The following is a 19,465-nucleotide window of genomic DNA, read 5'->3' as shown; positions in this document are numbered from 1 at the left end:
GGAGTTAAAACGCCTTAGCGATACGGACTTCCACCTCCGGCCACTGGGTTTGTAGCGGCTTGTGGAGGTTAGCTATGGGAAGTATGAGGGGCAAGCTGAGAACGATGTGGGAAATTTCCCAAGAAATCTCGGGCGTTGATCCCAATATTCGTCCTCATTGAATCGACCGACAGTCTCCACCTTTTTTGGATGCTTCCCAAAAAACGCACCGCAGTGGCATGATGCCATTCATTCAGATTATGTTCCCATCCATGGAGGAAATTATGAGCGAAGCACTGACCATCAGAAAACTAATAGACCGGATATCTTCGGGAGACATACGTATCCCTGCCTTTCAAAGGAATTTCGTTTGGGAACCGGATCAGGTTGCTTTTCTACTCGATAGCATTTTTAAAGGCTTTCCAATAGGAACTGTGATTCTTTGGAAAACAGATACCCGATTGAAAGCGGAAAAAAAGATGGGCCACTTTGTTCTGCCTGAGCCCCAAAAAAACTATCCAGTAAATTATGTATTAGATGGACAGCAGAGACTTACCAGCTTATTTAGTGTATTTCAAACAGACCTAGAGCCTTCAAGCAGGGAGTGGGTCGACGTATATTTCGACATGCATGCTGTAGACAATGTTCAAGAGTCTTTATTTTTAGCACTAGAAGAAAGCGAGGTTGATCCAGAGCGCCACTTCCCCGCGAAGACGCTTTTCGACACTGTTGCTTACCGTAAAGCTACAAGCGCATTTACGGATGATGCTACGCTTCAACGCATTGACGACCTTCAATCTCGCTTCAAAGAATACTTAATTCCAAATGAAGTATTTGAATCCGATGACCAGAATAAAGTCGCCATTGTTTTTGAACGAATCAACAGAGCTGGCACAGACTTAAATGTATTTGAACTTCTTTCGGCATGGAGCTGGTCAGAAGAATTCGACCTTGTCGAAAAATTCGGACTATTACAAGACGCTATTACTGATCATGGCTTCGAAGATTTAGGCGAGGATCGTGATCTTCAACTGAGAATATGCGCAGGAATAATTTGTGGCGAAACTACTCCGAAGCGAATTTTGGAACTAAAAGGTGAAGAAATAAGAGCAAGATTTTCAGAGATTGAAAACGGAATCATTGGAGCCCTTGACTTTCTTAGCAGAGAAGCCAACGTTAAGCATTACAAAATGCTGCCATTTCCAGGAGTTCTTGTACCGCTGAGCGCTTATTTTGCTACCGATAATCCGGAAGGCAGAAATTACAATGCAACCCAAAAGGAGCAGTTGCTACGCTGGTTTTGGCGATCATTATTCAGCAGGAGATTTTCTTCAGATGTCAATGAGAGGCAAGCAATCGACATCGTAGAGATGCAAAGGCTTGCAGCGGATCCCCAACATCCCTTTAAGCACCCTAAAGCCGAAATCAAACTCGACTTCACGAAAAACCTTTTTTCAACTGCTAATGCCAACTCCAGAGTCCACATACTTTTGCTCAGCGGAGTTAATGCTTATTCATTTATCAGCGGAGCTAAGATCGATCCTTCTAAAGTCCTGAAGAAAGCTAGCAAGCATGAGTTTCATCATATTTTTCCCCAAAAATATTTACTAAACCGAGGCAAAACGCCCAATGAAATTAATGTTCTTGCAAACATTTGCTTCCTGACGCGCGCCGACAATAACCATATACGTGCAAAAGCTCCTGAGAATTATCTAAAACAGACCGGGCACGATAACATTGAGCAATATTTGGAAAGCGCGTTTTGCCCATTAGATTCTGCCGAACTTTCTTATGAAGACTTTCTAGCCGCAAGGGCTGATCTATTAGTAGCTGAAGCGCAGCGATTGATGGCCTGAGGACGTAGATAGCTGTATCAATAGCTTGATGTCCCGCGTGTTCAATCTGCCCCAATTGAGCACGCGACAAGTAAAGATTAAATTTAAACTTTCACGACACACTTATAAAAGTTTTAATAATAGTTTATGAGCACCTTAAATCTCGCAAAAATTTTTGCCCCACACCCTAATAGAACCCTCGCCAGACTAGGTCCGCTGTGTATGGGTCTTGCTTCAACTCTGACACTCTGTATCAAGACTAGCATCTACTACGACGTAGATAAGCGCGCGTGAAGGTAACTTGGAGTTGAACTTACAAGTCTGTAGGAGGCAGACCAAAAAAGGAGGATTATTTAACGCTGAGTCTCGTGTCGCACCGTCAACACCAGCCACTCTCACCCGTTCCTGATAAACTGCCCGCCCTACGCATCCTCCATCCCAGATCCCAATGTCCTCAAACATACCTCCAACACAAGCCCTCTCCCGCCGCTTTTCCGTCGCCCCGATGATGGATTGGACCGACCGCCACTGCCGGTTCTTCCTGCGCCTGCTCTCCAAGCACGCCCTGCTCTACACCGAGATGGTCACCACCGGTGCGATCCTGCATGGCGATCACGAGCGCTTCCTGCGCCACAACGAAGCCGAGCACCCGCTGGCGCTGCAGTTGGGCGGCAGCGTCCCCGCTGACCTGGCTGGCTGCGCGCGCATGGCCGAGGCCGCGGGTTACGACGAAGTGAACCTGAACGTCGGCTGCCCCAGCGACCGTGTGCAGAACAATATGATCGGCGCGATCCTGATGGCACACCCCGCCCTGGTGGTCGATTGCGTGAAGGCGATGCGCGATGCGGTGTCGATTCCGGTGACGGTGAAGCATCGTATCGGGATCAACGGTCGGGACAGTTATGGCCAGTTGTGTGATTTCGTCGGCACGGTGAAGGACGCCGGCTGCACCAGTTTTACCGTGCATGCGCGGATTGCGATTCTGGAGGGGTTGTCGCCTAAGGAGAACCGCGACATTCCGCCGTTGCGCTATGACGTGGCGGCGCAGTTGAAGCAGGATTTCCCTGAGCTGGAGATTGTGCTCAATGGCGGGATCAAGACGTTGGAACAGTGCCACGAGCATTTGCAGACGTTTGATGGTGTGATGCTCGGACGTGAGGCATATCACAATCCCTATCTGCTGGCGGAAGTGGATCAGCAGCTATTTGGCAGTGAAGCGCCGGTGATCAGTCGGGCGCAGGCGCTGGCGCAGTTGCGACCTTATATTGCCGAGCATTTGGCCACGGGTGGGACGATGCACCATATAACGCGGCATGTGCTGGGCTTGGGCACGGGGTTTCCGGGGGCGAGGAAGTTTCGCAAGTTGTTGTCGGTGGATATTCATAAGGCGAGTGATCCGCTGGCATTGCTGGATCAGGCCGCGGAGTTGCTGGAGGGTCGCTGATTGTTCCCATGCTCTGCGTGGGGACGATCGAGCTGCTGCTATCGGAGCGAGCGTTGCCCACATGCCAGTTGGGTTGAACCTGCGGTCAGTTTTGCCCTCCTATAAGCACCACAGTCGGTGATTCAAACGGCTGTTTTCAGGTTGTTGCCCCCGCAAACGATCGAACGCATTTGCGCCCTTGAGCGCCTGTCGGCGCTCGGGTAATGTCAACAGACCCATAGGACAGAGCACGCTCATGACTTCCAAGCTGGAACAACTCAAGCAATTCACCACCGTCGTAGCCGACACCGGCGACTTTTCCACCCTCGCCAAGCTCAAGCCGCAAGACGCTACCACCAACCCTTCGCTGCTGCTCAAGGCCGCTTCGATTGCGGGCTATGCCAATCTGTTGGATGAGTGCGTGAAGGACTGCAACGGTGACGTGGGCCTGGCCAGCGACCGTTTTGCGGTGGCGGTCGGTCAAGAAATTCTCAAAGTGGTACCGGGCCGCATTTCCACCGAAGTGGATGCCCGCTTGTCGTTCGACGAAGGCGCGATCCTCAAGCGTGCGCACCGTCTGATCGAGCTGTACGACAAAGCCGGCGTCGGCCGTGACCGCGTGCTGATCAAGATCGCCTCCACCTGGGAAGGCATCCGCGCGGCGGAGAAGCTGGAAAAAGAAGGCATCCAGACCAACCTGACGCTGCTGTTCTCCTTTGCCCAGGCCGTGGCGTGTGCCGAAGCAGGCGTGTTCCTGATCTCGCCGTTCGTGGGCCGCATCTACGACTGGTACAAGAAAGCCAATGGCAACGACTACACCGGCGCCGATGATCCGGGCGTGCAGTCGGTGACGCGCATCTACAACTACTACAAAGCCAACGGTTACAAAACCGTGGTCATGGGTGCGAGCTTCCGCAACCTCAGCCAGATCGAAGAGTTGGCCGGCTGCGACCGCCTGACCATCAGCCCGGACCTGCTGGAGAAGTTGGCGGCGGATGAGGGCACGCTGGAGCGCAAGTTGTCGCCAGGGCATGCCGGCGAGGCGCGCGTGCACATGACTGAAGCGCAGTTCCGTTGGGAGTCCAACGAGGATGCGATGGCAACCGAGAAACTAGCCGAGGGTATTCGCCAGTTTGCGCGGGACCAGGAGAAGCTGGAGGCGCTGCTGTCCGCTAAGCTGTAAACGGCGGAGGCGACAAAAAGGGCGGTACCTGTGAGGGTACCGCCCTTTTTTGTGTCGATGTCTCAAGCCAATGTCATTTCAACAGTGGAAGATACATTGACCGACACTGCGTTATCGGGGGCAAGCCCCCTCCCACAATGGGGCGAATGTTAGCCAGAGGCTCAGTGACGCTCGAGGGCGTTGACCAGGTCGTGGAAGGCTTCGCGGTTGGACTCGTTGAGGCCCATCAGAATTTTGTGCGCTTCCAGCACCTTGACCCGCACGACTTCCTCGGACTGGTCCTGGGAGGGCAAATCGGTAAGGCACTCCGGGCATGGAATCGGGCGACCAACGATATTGAACACCTGATCGAAGCCCATGGACTGCAGCAGCCGGGTGATGTCGTCGTGGGTAGTGACCACGGTCGGCAACAGGCCAACCTTCTGCCGAGACAGAATGGACAGCTTGGCCAAGAGGCCCAGCGTGGTGCTATCGATGCTGCGGGTTTCGGTCAGATCGATCACGATCGCCGAGAAGTTCAGCGCAGTAAAGATGCGCTCAATCGTCGCATCCAGCGCCGAACACAAGGTCAGGCGCACTTCACCGACAAACTTCAGGACAAAGGTCCCGTCTTGCTCGGCGAATTGGATTCTTCCGGTACTCATCAAAGATTCCTGCTCAACACCAGTAGGGCGATATCATCCGGCATCTCCCCCAGCGTGGCCAATCCAAAAACCTGCCGCAAGCCATCCAGGCTGCCGCCCGCCGACTTGACCTTTTGGGGCAAGGCGGCTTCTTTCTCTTTGAGTGTAGGTTCTGGAAGAAGGTCCAGAATGCCATCGGACATCAGCGTCAGGCTGAACGTCGGCGGCAGTTCCAGAATGTGGTCCTCGTAGGTCGCTTCATTAAACAAGCCTACGGGCAGGCCCCGGCCTTCCAGGTAACGCACACTGTCAGGAGTGTATAAAACAGGCATCGGCAGGTGACCGCCAATACTGTAGGTCAAAAGACCGGTTTCTTCGTCAATCACGCCGCCGACCATCGTCACGTGCTTGCCCAGTTTGCAACTGATCAGGCCTCGGTTGATGTGGCCCAGCACTTGCGACGGGGTAAACTCCGGCAAGGTGCCATTGCGCTTGGATTCGAACAACAGCCGTGTGGTCATGAATTTCAACAACACGGTCACAAAGGCCGAAGACGCACCGTGGCCGGATACGTCGGCCAAATAAAACGCAACGCGCCGCTCATCAACGCGGAAATAGTCGACAAAATCCCCCGACAGGTACAACGACGGGATGATCTGGTGCGCGAACTGGAACTCATCGATGGTCCAGGGGCTCACCGGCAGCATGTTCATCTGCACCTGGCGACCGGCGTTCTGGTCTTCCTGCAGCAGGTTCAGGCTGGCTTCGAGCTCGCGATTGGCGGCTTCGAGTTTCTCACGGTAGCGCTGGTTTTCCAGCAGCAGGCGTGCCCGATCCAGGGCACGACGCACCGAGTGCTCCAGCACCGCCAGGTCTTCCAGGGGCTTGATCAGATAATCGGCGGCGCCCAGGCGCAGCGCCTCGACGGCGTCGTTCATCACACCGGCGCCGGACACAACGATCACCGGCGTCTGCGGCGCACGCTCAGTGACCTGGCGAATCAGCTCCAGGCCGCCCATCTGGGGCATGCGCAGGTCGCAGATCACGAGGTCGGGCTGGTCGCGCTCGAACACCTGGAGACCCTGTTGGCCGTTGCCGGCCTGCAGGACGCTGAAGCCACTGTCTTCCAAATAGGCCGCGAGACTCGCGCGCACTACTTCGTCGTCATCGATTATCAGCAGCGTGGCACTGGTTTTTTGCATGTGGGCAAACGGCGCCAGAATTAGGTTGGCGTAGGCGGCGCGGCAATGGCCGGGCTCATACTACTGGATTCGCTTTCTAGCCTCTCTGTCCTACAAAGCATGGGCTTTTTGCCCACGCACAACTGTAATGCAGAGGTGCCCTTCTAAGGCGCAGACGGTACTCCCATCCGTCAGGTGTTTCAAGCTCATGCCGATGGTCGCCGGGCGTCTTTACACCGCAAATCACCGGGAGTTATAAGAACGGTCACTACCCCAACACAAAGTAAGGACGGATGCTGTGAGCGAACACGAGCGCGATTACGCCGAAAAACGCGATTTCATCCGCATGCGGGTGGATGCCAATGTGTCCCTGATCCACGCCGGCCAGGAGATTGAAGGCGTGTGCCTGGACCTGTCCAGTTCCGGCATGCAAGTGCAGGTACCCCGCCAGTTCAGCGTGGGCGACCTGCTGAGCGTGCGCATTGATTCCGAGCACGCGGCCCTCAAGGGCCTGGAAGCAGAGACCGAGGTGGTTTGGGTCAAAGCTGACGGCGAGCAGCACGAGAACCAGCGGCTGGGCCTTAAGATCCTGAAAATGCGCTGAAAGACGCGCACAAAAAAGGCGACCTGCACGGGTCGCCTTTTTCGTTTCAAAACATCACGGCTTAAAAGTCGTCGACGACCTTGCCATCCTTGACCTTGAACTCACGGTTCTGCAGGTAAGCATTGCGGATAAAGGTGTATTTGTCGCCGGTGATCAGCTTCTCGCTATCCAGCAGGCTGGCGCGGGTGTCGATGATGTTGAGGCCCATCGTGCTGTTGCGCCAGTCGATATCATTCATATAGCGGTACGGCTGGGTGTAACTGTCCACGTACTTGGAAGGCGCATCCCGCAGCGTGCTTGGGCCCAGCAACGGAATCATCACGTACGGACCGCTGCCCACGCCCCAGTAGCCCAGGGTCTGGCCGAAGTCTTCATCACTGCGTTGCAGCCCCATTTTGGTGCCGACATCGACGAAGCCCAGCACGCCGAACGTGGTGTTGACCAGCAGGCGCGCGGTATCGACACCCGCATTGTGTGGCTTGAGCTGCAGCACGTTGTTGGCCAGGTTGCCGACATCGCCGATGTTGCGGAAGAAGTTGTGGATGCCGTCTTCGACAAATTGCGGGGTGATCCACTCATAACCCTGGGCCAGAGGCTTGAGGGCGTAGGTATCAATGGTATCGTTGAACGCGAAGATCGGGCGGTTAACGCTTTCCCATGGATCGTCTTCGGTTGCAGCCTGTACGGCGAACGGCGCCAACATCACAGTGGCACACACCGACAGCTGAGCGAAGTAGTGGCTCCAGCGCATAGCTTTTGCTCCTTGAATGGTCTGTCATGGGCGCTATGCCCTGAATAAGGCGGTGAGTATATGACGGAAGTGTCCTTTTAGGCAGCTCCTAGGAAACGACATACGGAAAATGCACAAAATTCCTACAATTGCATACAGCTGTCATCGCCTTGTCATCCCGCGCCGATAGCGTCGGAGCTATTTCAGGGACGTCGACATGCCACACGCCGAGATCGCCATCGCCACCGCCCCCACCTTGACTGCGGTGCTGTTCGGCCTGAGTGGTTGCCTGGTGGACTTTGGTTCCCAGGCGCGTACCGATTCCTCGGCGCCCGACTCTCAGGCCACTCCAGGCGCCCTGAACATCCTGCGCCACCTCAAAGAACAAGGCGTGCCCTGCGCCTGGCTGGATGAACTCCCACCCACCGTGACCACTGCGCTGGCCGCCGTGCTGCCGCGTTGGGTCAAGGCCATATCGCCCTCCCCGATCCGCTGGCCCGCGCCCCACGCCTGTTGGCAAGCCTTGATGGAGTTGAACATCGAGCGTCTGGAAGGCTGCGTGTTGGTCAGCGGCGAGCCGCGCCTCCTGCAATCCGGGCTCAACGCCGGATTGTGGACCATCGGTTTGGCCTCCTGTGGTTCGCTGTGCGGCCTGGCGCCCGAACCCTGGCAAGCGCTGAGCGAAAAGGAACGCGAGCACAAGCGCGCCAAGGCAACAGTGGCGCTGTACGGGCTGGGGGTGCACTCGGTGATCGATCACCTGGGCGAACTCGGCACTTGCCTGGCCGACATCAGCCTGCGCCGGCTCAAGGGCGAGAAGCCCTGATCGAGATCATGCACAGTTGGCCGCAGTGAATTAATCTACAGGTCAGCCCGTAGACCTTTCACGGCGTGCCGCGGTCTATGCCAGTGCCTATCGATAAAAGGAAAGAACGTCATGCCTGATCGCGAAAAGTTAAAACAGCAGGCCGATATTGTGAGCAAACAACTGGAAGAGCATCCGGATTTGCCCGTTGAAAAGCGCCAAGCCCTGGAAAAACTGGTTGCCGATTTGAATTTTCAACTTCAAATGGAACCGGGTGCCCAGTCACCCAGCATTGCCGACGATTTCAACAAAGCGGCGATCGAGTTTGAGTCCAGTCATCCCGGGTTGGCTGGAGCGTTTCGCAATATAGTCACTACCCTGGGCAATATCGGCATCTAAACCGAGCCCAAGCCGAACACCAACCAAATGTGGGAGCCAGCTCCCACAGTATTGTTGGGTAAAGGCTTACTGGCGCGCCAGCCGCACGTTCAGGAACTGAGTGTTTTCGGTACTGCGGTAGGGGTTGATGTCCAATCCACCCCGGCGCACATACCGCGCGTACACGGTCAACTTCTCGGGCTTGAGCAAGCGCTGCAGGTCCAGGAAGATCCGCTCCACGCACTGTTCATGGAAGTCCGAGTGCTGGCGAAAGCTGACGATATATTCCAACAGGCTGGCATGATCCAGCGCCGCACCACGATATTCCACCACCACACTGCCCCAGTCCGGCTGGCTGGTCACCGGGCAGTTGGACTTGAGCAGGTGGCTGTGCACGCTCTCCTCTACCACACGCGAGTCATCGCAACGCAGCAGTTCCGGGCGCGGGTGTTCGTAACTGCTGACGTTGATATCCAGGTCGTCAATGCACACGCCCGGCAACGCCATCACGCCTTCGGCTTCGATATCGGCCAGGCTACGAATGCGCACGCTCACTGGCTTGCCGGCAGCAAAACTGAGGTCGGTGCGCAGGGTGGCTTCAAGGCTGGCCGTATCGGCAAACGCCGTCTGGTTCAGCGAGTTGAGGTACAGCTTGAAGGACTTGGATTCGATAATATTCGGCGAATCGGCCGCAATGCTGAACTCACCAATGGCCACCACCGGCTTGCCCGACGGCAGCAGCCACGACAGTTCGAAGCAGTTCCAGAAATCCACGCCCTTATAGGGCAGTGTCTCGGCGCTCAATCCCAGCTCGGCCCACTTGGCGGCACGGGGAATCGGGAACAGCAACGACGGGGTGTAGGTAGAAATGTATTCACTGGACTTGCCCAGCGGCGAATGTTCGGCTGCGGGATGCATGGCGGAAACCTGACTGAATAAACCGCGCCAGTCTAACAGCCTTTGGCCCCGCGTTTGCGCACCCGCCGCTTACTGGCTGACGTTGAGCTTGCCCACCATGCCCGCCTGGTAATGGCCCGGCAGGTTGCAGGCAAACTCCAACCCCGTCGCCTGCTTGAAAGTCCACGTCAGTTCAGCGGTCGTGCCCGGCGCCACCAGCACACTGTTGGGGTCGTCGTGCTTCATGACCTCACCGTGGCCCATGGCACTGTGGTCCATTTCCCCCATTCCCGTGGGGGTAAGCATGCCGCTGGCCTGCATCTGCAACATTTCCTGCTGGTGCTGTGCATGCATCGCCGCGTCGCCCAGGTTGAATTCGTGCAGCAGCCGGCCTTTGTTGACCAACACGAAGCGCACGGTCTCACCGGCTTTGACGTCCAGCGATGTGGGCGAGAAGGCAATGTCCTGCAACGTGATTTCCACCGTGCGTGTGGCCTTGTCGGCCGGTGCCGGCTGTCCGAAGGCGTAGGTGTGCGCCCCTTCGGCCAGTGCATTGACGCTCAACGCTAACAGGCAGCCCGCCAGCAACAGGGGTGTACGTAACGTCATCGCTCTTCTCCAAAAATGTGTCACTGCTTTGAGCGGCACTCTAAGATGAAGCGGCTGCCAGCCAGCTGACTGCTGGATTACAACTTTGTCAGGTTGCGCCCTTTGCCTGATACCCGCGGTATAAAGCCCGTCGTCACCTGTTACCCAGAGCCGCCCATGAAACTGCTGATCGTCGAAGACCAACCCAAGACTGGCCAATACCTGCGCCAGGGCCTGGCAGAGGCAGGTTTCATCACCGAGTGGGTGGCCGATGGGCTCACCGGGCAGCACCTGGCATTGACCGGTGATTACGACCTGCTGATCCTCGACGTGATGCTGCCGGACCGCGACGGCTGGCAAATCCTGCAGGCGGTGCGTGCAGCCGGTCTGGATGTGCCGGTGCTGTTTCTCACCGCGCGCGACGCCGTGGAAGACCGCGTGCATGGCCTGGAGCTGGGTGCCGACGACTATCTGGTCAAGCCGTTCGCCTTTTCCGAACTGCTGGCCCGCGTGCGCAGCCTGTTGCGACGTGGCAGCAGTTTGCCGCAGGACACCGCGCTGCAACTGGCCGACCTGCGCCTGGACCTGATCCGCCGCCGCGTCGAGCGTGACGGCCAACGCATCGACCTCACCGCCAAGGAATTTTCTTTGCTCGAACTGCTGCTGCGACGCCAGGGCGAAGTGCTGCCCAAGTCGCTGATCGCCTCCCAGGTGTGGGACATGAACTTCGACAGCGACACCAACATCATCGAAGTCGCGATCCGCCGCCTGCGCCTGAAAGTCGATGACCACTTTCCCACTAAACTGATCCACACCGTACGCGGCATGGGCTATGTGCTGGAGGAGCGGTGCAATTGATCCGTCGCCTGTCCCTGGCCAGCCGCCTGGCGCTGTTGTTTGCCGCCTGCACCGCGGTGGTTTCACTGCTGGCCGGGGTGCTGTTCAATCAGGCCAGCGAGGCGCATTTTCTTGAACTTGACCAGCAGTTGCTCGACAGCAAGCTGATTGCGCTGCGCGCCGCCCTGCAAGGCGTCGACACCCAGCAGGCATTGGCTCAACGCGCACCCCAACTGCAGGCCGAACTCAGCCGCCAACCCGATCTGGCCCTGCGCATCACGGCTGCCGGGCAGGATTGGTTCGACAGCGCGACGAGTATTAGTTTGCCGCAATCATCCGGGCTGCATAGCCTGCAACACGCCGGTACGGATTACCGGGTTTACAACGCGCCGTTAATTGCAGAGCAGCCCGATTCGCCGCAATTGAGCCTGGTGCTCGACATCACCCATCACCAGCATTTCCTGCAGCGCATGCAGCACCTGATCTGGCTCACCGTCGGCCTGTCGGCGCTGGCCACCGCCCTGCTCGGCGCCTGGGCCGCGCGCAGCGGTCTACGGCCTCTGCGGCGCATGGGGGAAGTCGCGGCCAGCGTGTCGGCCAACTCCCTCACCCAGCGCCTGCCCCAGCAACAGATGCCGGCCGAACTGGCGGAACTGGCCCAGGCCTTCAACGCCATGCTCGGCCGCCTGGACGACGCGTTCCAGCGCCTCTCGGCGTTCTCCGCCGATATCGCCCACGAATTGCGCACACCGCTGTCGAACCTGCTGACCCACACCCAGGTCATCCTTACCCAGCCGCGCCCGCTGGAGGATTACCGCGAGGCGCTGCACAGCAACCTTGAAGAGCTGCAATGGATGGCGCAGCTGGTCAACGACATGTTGTACCTGGCCAAGGCCGACCATGGCTTGTTGATGCCCAAGCGCGAGCCCCTGGCGCTGGCGGATGAAGTCGACGCCGTGCTCGAATTCTTCGCCCTGCTGGCCGAAGACGCGACGGTGCATCTGGTTCGCGAGGGCACGGCCGATACACGCGGTGATCGCGGCATGTTGCGCCGGGCGCTGTCGAATCTGCTGGATAACGCGCTGCGTTTTACCCCGCCCGGCGGCGAAGTGCGAGTGACGCTGACCGAGGATGGGCGCGCAGTGACGACGGCAGTGCAGAACACCGGCGAAGGCATCCCGGCGCAGCAGTTATCGAAATTATTCGACCGCTTCTACCGAGCAGACCCGGCGCGACGCGAAGGCAGCAGCGAGCATGCCGGACTGGGCTTGGCGATTACCCAGTCGATCGTGCGGGCCCATGGGGGGCGGATTTTTTGTGAATCCGCAGCTGGAGTAACAAGGTTTGTGATTGAGTTGCCCAGGGTGAACTGATGCAAGATGGGCCGGCCCTATCGGGGGCAAGCCCCCGATAGCGATCTCAATGACTACGAATATCTCAGCGCATGCGCCGGCTCGATCTTCGCCGCCCGGTACGCTGGGTAAATGGTCGCCAGAAAGCTCAGTACAAAGCCGGCCGAGCAGATCAACAGCACATCCCCGCCTTGCAGCTCGGACGGCAAGTTGCTGACAAAGTACACATCCGAACTGAAGATATGCTGCCCGGTCACGCGCTCCAGCCACCCCACCAGTTCACTCACGTTCAACGCCGCGATCACGCCGAGCACGCCGCCGATCAAGGTGCCGACGATCCCGATTACCGTGCCCTGCACCATAAAGATCGCCATGATCTGGCGCGGCGTGGCGCCGATGGTGCGCAGGATCGCGATGTCCGCGCCCTTGTCGTTCACCACCATGATCAACGTAGCGATGATATTGAACGCGGCCACGGCGACGATCATCAGCAGCAACAGGCCGATCATGGTCTTTTCCATTTTCATCGCGCTGAACAGACTGCCCTGAGTGTGGGTCCAGTCATCGGCCTTGTAGCCCGCGCCCAGGCTGGCGGCAATGTCCGCCGACACTTTGGGCGCGGCGTACAGGTCTTTCACCGCCAGGCGTACGCTCTGCACCTGGTTCGGCTGCCAATGTTGAATCTCGGCGGCGTCGGCCATGTTGATCAGGGCCATGGAGCCATCCAGCTCGGCGCCGACCTTGAAGATCCCCACTACATTCAACCGCTGCATGCGCGGGGTGATGCCGCCAGGCGCGCTGCTGAGTTCCGGCACGATCAGGGTCAGCTTGTCGCCCACATTGAGGCGGAAACGCCGCGCGGTGATCTCACCGACCACCACGCCGAACTCGCCGGGCCTCAGGTCTTCCAGTTTGCCGCGCACGATATGCTGGGCCACGATCGACACCTTGCCTTCCTGGGCCGGATCGACGCCGCTGATCTCGATGGGCTGCATGGCGCCCTTGTAGGAGAACATGCCGTCCATTTGCGTGAAAGGCACCGCAGCCGTGACCTGCGGGTTCTTCATCGCAGCGGCCGCCACCGGCTGCCAATCGTCGATCGGTTTTACGCCGACGACGGTCGCATGGGGCACCATGCCGAGGATGCGCGAACTCATTTCGCGCTGGAAGCCGTTCATCACCGACAGCACCACGATCATCGCCAGCACGCCCAGGGCGAGCCCGATCATGGACGTCATGGAGATGAACGACACAAAGCGATTGCGGCGCTTGGCGCGGGTATAGCGCGTGCCGATGAAAATCGATAACGGTCTGAACATTCGCGTGCACCGCCTGAAAAAATGAAAAAGCCCGACGCCAGGCGCCGGGCTGGAAAACGGGTCAGATGGCGACCAGATGACCTTCCTGCAGATGCAGCACGCGGTCCATCTGCCGGGCCATGCTCATGTCATGGGTCACCACCAGGAACGCGGTGCGCATCTGGGTGCTCAACTCCAGCATCAAGTCCTTGATGCCTTGGGCGGTGTGGGAGTCGAGGTTGCCGGTGGGCTCATCGAGCATCACCAGGCCGGGGTTGTTCACCAGGGCGCGGGCAATCGCTACGCGCTGGCGCTCGCCCCCGGACAACTCCGCCGGTTTATGCTCCAGACGGTGACCGAGGCCGACACGCTCCAGCAGCGCCGTGGCGCGTTGGCGGGCCTCGGGGATCGCGGTCTTGCCGATCAGCAACGGCATGCACACGTTCTCCAGGGCGGTGAATTCCGGCAACAGGTGGTGAAACTGGTAGACAAAACCCAGCGACCGATTGCGCAGCTGGCCACGGGCCTTCTCACCGAGAGCCGACAGCTCTTCACCGGCCAGCCACACACTGCCCTGGGACGGCGTATCAAGGCCGCCCAACAGGTTGAGCAACGTACTTTTACCGGAACCCGAACTGCCGACAATCGCCACGCGCTCGCCCGGGTGCAGTTCAAGCTGCAGGTTGGAGAGCACCACCACGGATTCCGGGCCTTCCTCATAGGATTTGCCCAGGTTACGGCAGCTCAAAATTGCTTTTTCACTCATGCCCGATTCACTCATAACGTAAGGCCTGTGCTGGCTGGGTGCGTGCCGCGCGCCAGGCTGGATACAGGGTGGCAAGGAAACTCAGGACCAACGCCGCCCCGCCCACCATCAACACATCCTGGGCCTGAACCTGGGACGGTAAGTAGTCGATGAAATACACGTCGGCGTTGAGAAATTTGTGGCCGATCAGAGTTTCCAGGCCGGCGATGGCCGCGCTGACGTTGAGCGCGGCGAGGATGCCGACGGCGGTGCCGATCAAGGTGCCGACCACGCCGATCACGGTGCCCTGCACCATGAAGATCGCCATGATCTGCCCCGGCGTGGCGCCCAGGGTGCGCAGGATGGCGATATCGCCTTTCTTGTCGTTGACCACCATCACCAGGGTGGAAATGATGTTGAACGCTGCAACGGCGACGATCAGCAGCAGCAACAGGCCGATCATGGCTTTTTCCATGCGGATGGCCTGGTACAGGTTGCCGTGGGTGCGTGTCCAGTCGCGGGCGTAATACTCGGTTTCACCCAAGTGCTGGGCGATTTCCCAGGCACCGCGCGGCGCGTCGAACAGATCGCTGAATTTCAGGCGCAGGCCCTGCACCTGATCCGGCTGCCAGCGATGCAGGCGGGCCAGGTCGGTGAGATTGGTCAGGCCGAGGTAGCCGTCGATTTCACCGGCGCCGACGTGGAACGTGCCGACCACGGTAAAGCGCTTCATGCGTGGGAACATACCGGCCGGGGTCACCGTGACTTCCGGGGCGACGAAGGTGAGCTTGTCGCCGATGCCCACGCCGAGCTTGGCTGCGGCCTTGTCACCGATGACGATGCCAAAACTGCCGGGCGCCAGGTCGTCAAGCCTGCCCTGCAGCATGAACCGGTCGATGATCGAGACCTTGCGCTCCTGAGCCGGGTCGATGGCGTTGAGCAGGATTTTCTGCACCTTGCCATCATTGGTCAGCAACCCCTGCATCTGGGTGAACGGCGCAACGGCCACCACCTTGGGGTTCTGCTTGACCTTGTCGGCCAGGCTTTGCCAGTCGCCGATGGGCTCGCTGGCTTCGATGGTCGCATGGGGCACCATGCCCAGCACGCGGGTGCGCATCTCATGATCGAAGCCGTTCATCACCGACAGCACCACGATCATCACAACCACGCCCAAGGCGAGCCCGATCATCGAGGTCAAGGAAATGAACGACACAAAATGATTGCGGCGCTTTGCACGGGTATAACGCGTGCCGATAAATACGAAGAGAGGTCTGAACATGTCGGGGCTTGTTCGGAGGAAAAGAAGACGTCCCGGTGGCGGGGTCTGGTAAGCAGCTTTACACTCAGACCATTACCGCCAGCTGGGGTTCGCCATGACGACATTAGATGAAGAAGAGCGCCGCGAATACTACCGTATCGATGACATGATCGCACTTCAAATCAAAAGCCTGTCTGCCCCTGAAGCAGCCAGCAAGGAAGTATTGCTGGATGATTCACCGCTGTTCAACCTGCTCAGTGAATTGCACCTGAGCGAATTCGAAGCCCAGCACCTGTTGCGCCAGATCAGCGAGAAAGATCGCAGCCTGGCGGCGTTCCTCAAAGTCCAGAACAAACGCCTGGATCTGCTCAGCCAAATCATGGCCCGTGGCCTGTTGGACGAAGTCGGCGCCCCGCAGCCGGTGATCATCTCCGAAGGCGGTATCGACTTCCAGCACCCCTCATCGTTGCCTGTCGGCGCGCACCTGGCGGTCAAGCTGGTGCTGATGCCCCAGGCCCTGGGCCTGCTGCTGCGCGCCAAGGTTACCCATTGCGACGCCAAGGGCGAGGGCTTCGATGTGGGCACGGAATTCGAATCCATGACCGATGCCCAACGCCAGTTGCTGGCGCGCTACATCCTGCAGAAGCAAGCCCAGGAACGGCGCCTGGCGCGGGAAAAAAGCGACGCCCAGGCCACCTGAATTCGTATACACCCCGCCGGACGATCCGGCGAAAAGGAGCAACTGTGACCCTGATTTACGGCCACCGCGGTGCCAAAGGCGAAGCACCGGAAAACACCCTGACCAGCTTTCAACAATGCCTCAAGCACGGTGTACGCCGCTGCGAACTGGACTTGCACCTGTCCATGGACGGCGAGCTGATGGTTATCCACGACCCGACCCTCAAACGCACGGCTGACCGTCGCGGCAAGGTGGTCGACTATTCGGCAGCCGACCTGGTGAAAATGGACGCGCGCAAGGGCGGTCCCGGCTGGCTCACGCCCTGCCCCATTCCACGCCTGGAGGCGTTGTTCGAACAGTGCGACTTCGATCACTGGCAACTGGAAGTCAAAAGCGCCTCGCGCACTCGCGCGGCGACCACCGTATTGGCAATCCGTGAAATGGCCGTGCGCTTTGGCCTGATGGACAAGGTCACTGTGACCTCCAGCTCGCGGGAAGTGCTCAAGGCCGCCGTGGAGCTCACGCCGGACCTGTCACGCGGGCTGGTGGCCGAATACGCCTGGCTCGACCCATTGAAAGTCGCGCAGAACTACGGCTGTGAGTACCTGGCATTGAATTGGACGCTGTGCACCCCTGAACGCTTGCAGAAAGCCCAGCGCCAGGGGTTGCACGTGTCCGTGTGGACGGTCAACGAACCCGCGCTGATGCGCAGGCTCGCCGACTTCGGCGTCGATAGCCTGATTACAGACTTTCCCGGTTTGGCCACTGCCACCCTCGGGAATGGCTGAAATCGGTCTCCCCGGCCGGCTCAGGCCACCGGCCGGAGCCGCTCAAAAAAGCCGGTTGAGGCCGTCGTAGGCGGCTACCCGATAGGCTTCGGCCATGGTCGGGTAGTTGAACGTGGTGTTTACAAAATACTTGAGGGTATTTTGCTCGCCCGGCTGGTTCATGATGGCCTGGCCGATGTGCACGATCTCCGACGCCTGGTAACCGAAGCAATGCACGCCGAGGACTTCCAGGGTTTCACGGTGAAACAGAATCTTCAGCATGCCTTGCGGCTCACCGGCGATCTGCGCACGCGCCATGCTCTTGAAAAACGCCTTGCCCACTTCATAAGGCACCTTGGCCTTGGTCAGTTCGTGCTCGTTCTTGCCGATCGAGCTGATCTCGGGAATCGTGTAGATACCGGTGGGCACGTCGTTCACATAGCGCCAGCTGCCGTTGTCGACAATACTGCCGGCGGCCGAACGCCCCTGGTCATGGGCGGCGCTGGCCAGGCTCGGCCAACCGATCACATCGCCGGCGCCATAGACGTTCGCCACACAGGTGCGGTAATTCTCGTCCACTTCGATCTGGCCACGGTTGTTGACCTTGACCCCGATGTTTTCCATGCCCAGCTTGTCGGTGTTGCCGGTACGCCCGTTGCACCACAGCAAGGCGTCGGCCTTGATCTTCTTGCCGGACTTGAGGTGCAGGATCACCCCGTTGTCCAGGCCTTCGACGCGCTCGTACTCTTCGTTGTGGCGCACGGTGATGTTGTTGTTGCTGAAGTGGTAACTCAACGCCTGGGAAATTTCCGAGTCCAGAAAGCTCAGCAACTGGTCGCGGTTGTCCACCAGCTCCACCAGTACGCCCAGGCCGCTGAAAATCGAGGCGTATTCACAGCCGATCACGCCGGCGCCGTAGATGATCAGTTTGCGCGGGGTGTGGCCCAGGCTCAGGATGGTGTCGCTGTCGTAGATACGCGCGTGGTTGAAGTCGATATCGGCCGGGCGATACGGGCGCGAGCCGGTGGCGATGATGATGTGCTTGGCCACCAGTTTTTCGACCACGCCGTTGGAACACACCACTTCGATGGTTTGCTCGTCGGCGAAGCTGCCGGTACCGAAGAACAGGTCGACACGGTTGCGTGCGTAGTAACCGGTGCGCGACGCCACTTGCTTGGAGATGACTTTCTCGGCGCTTTTCAACACGTCCGGGAACGAAAACCAGCGCGGCTCGCCAATGGCCCGGAACATCGGGTTGGTGTTGAACTGCATGATCTGGCGCACCGAGTGACGCAAGGCCTTGGACGGGATGGTACCCAGGTGGGTGCAGTTACCGCCGACCTGGCGACGGCTATCGACCATCGCCACCTTGCGCCCTGCCTTCGCGGCGTTCATCGCCGCACCTTCTCCAGCCGGGCCGGAACCCAGTACCACCACGTCGTAGTTGTAGACAGCCATGCGTACTCCTCAGAACAGGCCAGGCGTACGGTTGGACGCCGGGCTAAATCATGCCGCGGCCAGCGGTCATGAAGGACAATTTGGCTCAAGTGTGTGAACCGGGGCACAGTCTATAGAAGGCTCAACGCCGCGCACATTAACCCTTGGTCGCGTCGTAGGCCAACCTTGCCATACTACAGGACGCAAATCAGCGTCGATTTCAGGATGAGCATTATGCGACAACTATTTTTTTGTTTGATGCTGATGGTGTCGATCACCGCGCACGCCAGTGATGCTCAGCGGCTCAAGCAAGCGGCCTTCCCGGCGCAGGCTGGGGAACTGATCCTGAAAAACCAAGCGGTGCTCACCTATCTGTGGGCGGACGTGTATGCCGCAGCGCTGTATGCCCCGGCAGCGCTCAGCGCCAGGCACGCCTGGGACCAGCAGGCTGCACTGCGCCTGACGCTGTATTACTTTCGCGACATCGACCGCAACGACGTGATCAAGGCCGCCACGGCCACCCTTGAGCGCCAACAAGCCAATGCTCGATTAAAGCCTGAGCTGGATAAGTTGCACGCCAGCTTTCGCGACATCCGCAGCGGTGACCGTTATGCCCTGGACTTTCATCCCGATCGCGGTTTGGAGCTGGAGATCAATGGGCAAGTGGTGTTCATCAGTCGCGATGACGAACTGGCACGGGCCTACCTGGGCATCTGGCTCGCGCCTGCGGGGTTATCGGATGAGTTGCGCGGCCGGTTGCTGAAGTGATGCGACGGCTGAACGATCGCCTTCGGGGGCAAGCCCCCTCCCATATTTGAATCTATTCCCACATCAAACCGTGGGAGGGGGCTTGCCCCCGATGAGGT

At 58.7% G+C, this 19,465-nt stretch carries 20 protein-coding genes; 11 read left to right on the top strand and 9 right to left on the bottom strand.

What is annotated here, in order from left to right; all coding sequences use genetic code 11:
- Positions 1–263: 263 nt before the first annotated feature.
- The 3 genes from PSH94_RS08080 to tal all read left to right on the top strand — a co-directional run bounded on the left by PSH94_RS08080 (position 264) and on the right by tal (position 4,420).
- Positions 264–1,835: a DUF262 domain-containing protein gene (locus PSH94_RS08080; protein WP_305437054.1), complete on the top strand. Its 1,572-nt coding sequence runs from the start codon at positions 264–266 to the stop codon at positions 1,833–1,835.
- A 427-nt stretch (positions 1,836–2,262) separates the two neighbouring features.
- A complete protein-coding gene (gene dusA / locus PSH94_RS08075) occupies positions 2,263–3,258 on the top strand; it encodes a tRNA dihydrouridine(20/20a) synthase DusA (RefSeq protein ID WP_305437053.1) in 996 nt (331 codons plus the stop codon).
- A gap of 235 nt (positions 3,259–3,493) precedes the next feature.
- Entirely contained in the window at positions 3,494–4,420 is a 927-nt protein-coding gene (gene tal / locus PSH94_RS08070) for a transaldolase (RefSeq protein ID WP_181078098.1), read from the top strand.
- A 161-nt stretch (positions 4,421–4,581) separates the two neighbouring features.
- On the opposite strand, the gene rssC is transcribed toward tal, so the two are convergent.
- Together rssC and rssB are read right to left on the bottom strand one after the other, a co-directional pair.
- Positions 4,582–5,064: an anti-sigma factor antagonist RssC gene (gene rssC / locus PSH94_RS08065; RefSeq protein WP_181078097.1), complete on the bottom strand. Its 483-nt coding sequence runs from the start codon at positions 5,062–5,064 to the stop codon at positions 4,582–4,584.
- Positions 5,064–6,245 carry a two-component system response regulator RssB gene (rssB, locus tag PSH94_RS08060; RefSeq protein WP_253511314.1) on the bottom strand — a complete coding sequence of 394 codons (1,182 nt, stop codon included), beginning with the start codon at positions 6,243–6,245 and terminating at the stop codon, positions 5,064–5,066. The genes rssC and rssB overlap by 1 nt, the downstream gene beginning before the upstream one ends.
- A gap of 277 nt (positions 6,246–6,522) precedes the next feature.
- Here rssB and PSH94_RS08055 point away from each other — a divergent pair, with 277 nt between their 5' ends.
- On the top strand, positions 6,523–6,828 hold the full coding sequence (locus tag PSH94_RS08055; RefSeq protein WP_305437051.1) for a PilZ domain-containing protein: 306 nt from the start codon (positions 6,523–6,525) through the stop codon (positions 6,826–6,828).
- A gap of 61 nt (positions 6,829–6,889) precedes the next feature.
- Here the strand turns inward: PSH94_RS08055 and PSH94_RS08050 are convergent, their stop codons facing one another.
- The gene (locus tag PSH94_RS08050; RefSeq protein ID WP_181078092.1) at positions 6,890–7,579 is read right to left on the bottom strand and encodes a VacJ family lipoprotein; all 690 of its coding nucleotides are present in this window, start codon (positions 7,577–7,579) and stop codon (positions 6,890–6,892) included.
- A 196-nt stretch (positions 7,580–7,775) separates the two neighbouring features.
- On the opposite strand from PSH94_RS08050, the gene PSH94_RS08045 reads away from it, so the two are divergent.
- Together PSH94_RS08045 and PSH94_RS08040 are read left to right on the top strand one after the other, a co-directional pair.
- Positions 7,776–8,384: an HAD family phosphatase gene (locus PSH94_RS08045; RefSeq protein WP_181078090.1), complete on the top strand. Its 609-nt coding sequence runs from the start codon at positions 7,776–7,778 to the stop codon at positions 8,382–8,384.
- 111 nt (positions 8,385–8,495) lie between these two features.
- On the top strand, positions 8,496–8,762 hold the full coding sequence (locus PSH94_RS08040) for a DUF4404 family protein (protein WP_181078088.1): 267 nt from the start codon (positions 8,496–8,498) through the stop codon (positions 8,760–8,762).
- Positions 8,763–8,828: 66 nt separating this feature from the next.
- Here PSH94_RS08040 and queF read toward each other — a convergent pair whose 3' ends face one another.
- Together queF and PSH94_RS08030 are read right to left on the bottom strand one after the other, a co-directional pair.
- On the bottom strand, positions 8,829–9,659 hold the full coding sequence (gene queF, locus PSH94_RS08035; RefSeq protein WP_181078087.1) for an NADPH-dependent 7-cyano-7-deazaguanine reductase QueF: 831 nt from the start codon (positions 9,657–9,659) through the stop codon (positions 8,829–8,831).
- Positions 9,660–9,728: 69 nt separating this feature from the next.
- Complete coding sequence (locus PSH94_RS08030; protein WP_305437049.1) at positions 9,729–10,247, bottom strand: cupredoxin family protein; 519 nt, start codon at positions 10,245–10,247, stop codon at positions 9,729–9,731.
- Positions 10,248–10,403: 156 nt separating this feature from the next.
- Here PSH94_RS08030 and PSH94_RS08025 point away from each other — a divergent pair, with 156 nt between their 5' ends.
- Entirely contained in the window at positions 10,404–11,084 is a 681-nt protein-coding gene (locus PSH94_RS08025) for a heavy metal response regulator transcription factor (protein WP_181078083.1), read from the top strand.
- On the top strand, positions 11,081–12,436 hold the full coding sequence (locus PSH94_RS08020) for a heavy metal sensor histidine kinase (protein ID WP_305437723.1): 1,356 nt from the start codon (positions 11,081–11,083) through the stop codon (positions 12,434–12,436). The genes PSH94_RS08025 and PSH94_RS08020 overlap by 4 nt, the downstream gene beginning before the upstream one ends.
- Before the next feature lie 53 nt (positions 12,437–12,489).
- Here the strand turns inward: PSH94_RS08020 and PSH94_RS08015 are convergent, their stop codons facing one another.
- The 3 genes from PSH94_RS08015 to PSH94_RS08005 form a co-directional block, all read right to left on the bottom strand.
- Positions 12,490–13,734, bottom strand: a complete 1,245-nt coding sequence (locus tag PSH94_RS08015; RefSeq protein ID WP_083377897.1) for a lipoprotein-releasing ABC transporter permease subunit — start codon at positions 13,732–13,734, stop codon at positions 12,490–12,492.
- 61 nt (positions 13,735–13,795) lie between these two features.
- Entirely contained in the window at positions 13,796–14,479 is a 684-nt protein-coding gene (gene lolD, locus PSH94_RS08010; protein WP_162830773.1) for a lipoprotein-releasing ABC transporter ATP-binding protein LolD, read from the bottom strand.
- Positions 14,480–14,486: 7 nt separating this feature from the next.
- On the bottom strand, positions 14,487–15,737 hold the full coding sequence (locus PSH94_RS08005) for a lipoprotein-releasing ABC transporter permease subunit (RefSeq protein WP_181078081.1): 1,251 nt from the start codon (positions 15,735–15,737) through the stop codon (positions 14,487–14,489).
- Between the two features lie 94 nt (positions 15,738–15,831).
- Here PSH94_RS08005 and PSH94_RS08000 point away from each other — a divergent pair, with 94 nt between their 5' ends.
- The gene (locus PSH94_RS08000) at positions 15,832–16,416 is read left to right on the top strand and encodes a PilZ domain-containing protein (protein WP_181078079.1); all 585 of its coding nucleotides are present in this window, start codon (positions 15,832–15,834) and stop codon (positions 16,414–16,416) included.
- A 44-nt stretch (positions 16,417–16,460) separates the two neighbouring features.
- Positions 16,461–17,183 (top strand): glycerophosphodiester phosphodiesterase, encoded by a 723-nt coding sequence (locus PSH94_RS07995; RefSeq protein WP_181078077.1) that lies wholly within the window; start codon positions 16,461–16,463, stop codon positions 17,181–17,183.
- A gap of 42 nt (positions 17,184–17,225) precedes the next feature.
- Here PSH94_RS07995 and sthA read toward each other — a convergent pair whose 3' ends face one another.
- Positions 17,226–18,620, bottom strand: coding sequence for a Si-specific NAD(P)(+) transhydrogenase (gene sthA / locus PSH94_RS07990; protein WP_181078076.1), 1,395 nt, complete (start codon positions 18,618–18,620; stop codon positions 17,226–17,228).
- 213 nt (positions 18,621–18,833) lie between these two features.
- Between sthA and PSH94_RS07985 the strand changes: the two genes are divergently transcribed.
- Positions 18,834–19,367, top strand: coding sequence for a chalcone isomerase family protein (locus tag PSH94_RS07985; protein ID WP_305437046.1), 534 nt, complete (start codon positions 18,834–18,836; stop codon positions 19,365–19,367).
- Positions 19,368–19,465 lie beyond the last annotated feature (98 nt).

It is taken from the genome of Pseudomonas sp. FP2254, from assembly GCF_030687695.1.
Lineage (GTDB): Bacteria > Pseudomonadota > Gammaproteobacteria > Pseudomonadales > Pseudomonadaceae > Aquipseudomonas > Aquipseudomonas quebecensis.
This window is presented reverse-complemented; position numbering and strand designations above follow the sequence as displayed.

Coding starts and splice junctions, on each gene's coding strand:
- PSH94_RS08005 (WP_181078081.1), bottom strand. CDS start 15,737: ATGTTCAGACCTCTCTTCGTATTTATCGGCACGCGTTATACCCGTGCA.
- PSH94_RS08080 (WP_305437054.1), top strand. CDS start 264: ATGAGCGAAGCACTGACCATCAGAAAACTAATAGACCGGATATCTTCG.
- PSH94_RS08050 (WP_181078092.1), bottom strand. CDS start 7,579: ATGCGCTGGAGCCACTACTTCGCTCAGCTGTCGGTGTGTGCCACTGTG.
- queF (WP_181078087.1), bottom strand. CDS start 9,659: ATGCATCCCGCAGCCGAACATTCGCCGCTGGGCAAGTCCAGTGAATAC.
- rssC (WP_181078097.1), bottom strand. CDS start 5,064: ATGAGTACCGGAAGAATCCAATTCGCCGAGCAAGACGGGACCTTTGTC.
- PSH94_RS08040 (WP_181078088.1), top strand. CDS start 8,496: ATGCCTGATCGCGAAAAGTTAAAACAGCAGGCCGATATTGTGAGCAAA.
- lolD (WP_162830773.1), bottom strand. CDS start 14,479: ATGAGTGAAAAAGCAATTTTGAGCTGCCGTAACCTGGGCAAATCCTAT.
- rssB (WP_253511314.1), bottom strand. CDS start 6,245: ATGCAAAAAACCAGTGCCACGCTGCTGATAATCGATGACGACGAAGTA.
- PSH94_RS08000 (WP_181078079.1), top strand. CDS start 15,832: ATGACGACATTAGATGAAGAAGAGCGCCGCGAATACTACCGTATCGAT.
- PSH94_RS08015 (WP_083377897.1), bottom strand. CDS start 13,734: ATGTTCAGACCGTTATCGATTTTCATCGGCACGCGCTATACCCGCGCC.
- PSH94_RS08045 (WP_181078090.1), top strand. CDS start 7,776: ATGCCACACGCCGAGATCGCCATCGCCACCGCCCCCACCTTGACTGCG.
- tal (WP_181078098.1), top strand. CDS start 3,494: ATGACTTCCAAGCTGGAACAACTCAAGCAATTCACCACCGTCGTAGCC.
- dusA (WP_305437053.1), top strand. CDS start 2,263: ATGTCCTCAAACATACCTCCAACACAAGCCCTCTCCCGCCGCTTTTCC.
- PSH94_RS07985 (WP_305437046.1), top strand. CDS start 18,834: ATGCGACAACTATTTTTTTGTTTGATGCTGATGGTGTCGATCACCGCG.
- PSH94_RS08025 (WP_181078083.1), top strand. CDS start 10,404: ATGAAACTGCTGATCGTCGAAGACCAACCCAAGACTGGCCAATACCTG.
- PSH94_RS08030 (WP_305437049.1), bottom strand. CDS start 10,247: ATGACGTTACGTACACCCCTGTTGCTGGCGGGCTGCCTGTTAGCGTTG.
- sthA (WP_181078076.1), bottom strand. CDS start 18,620: ATGGCTGTCTACAACTACGACGTGGTGGTACTGGGTTCCGGCCCGGCT.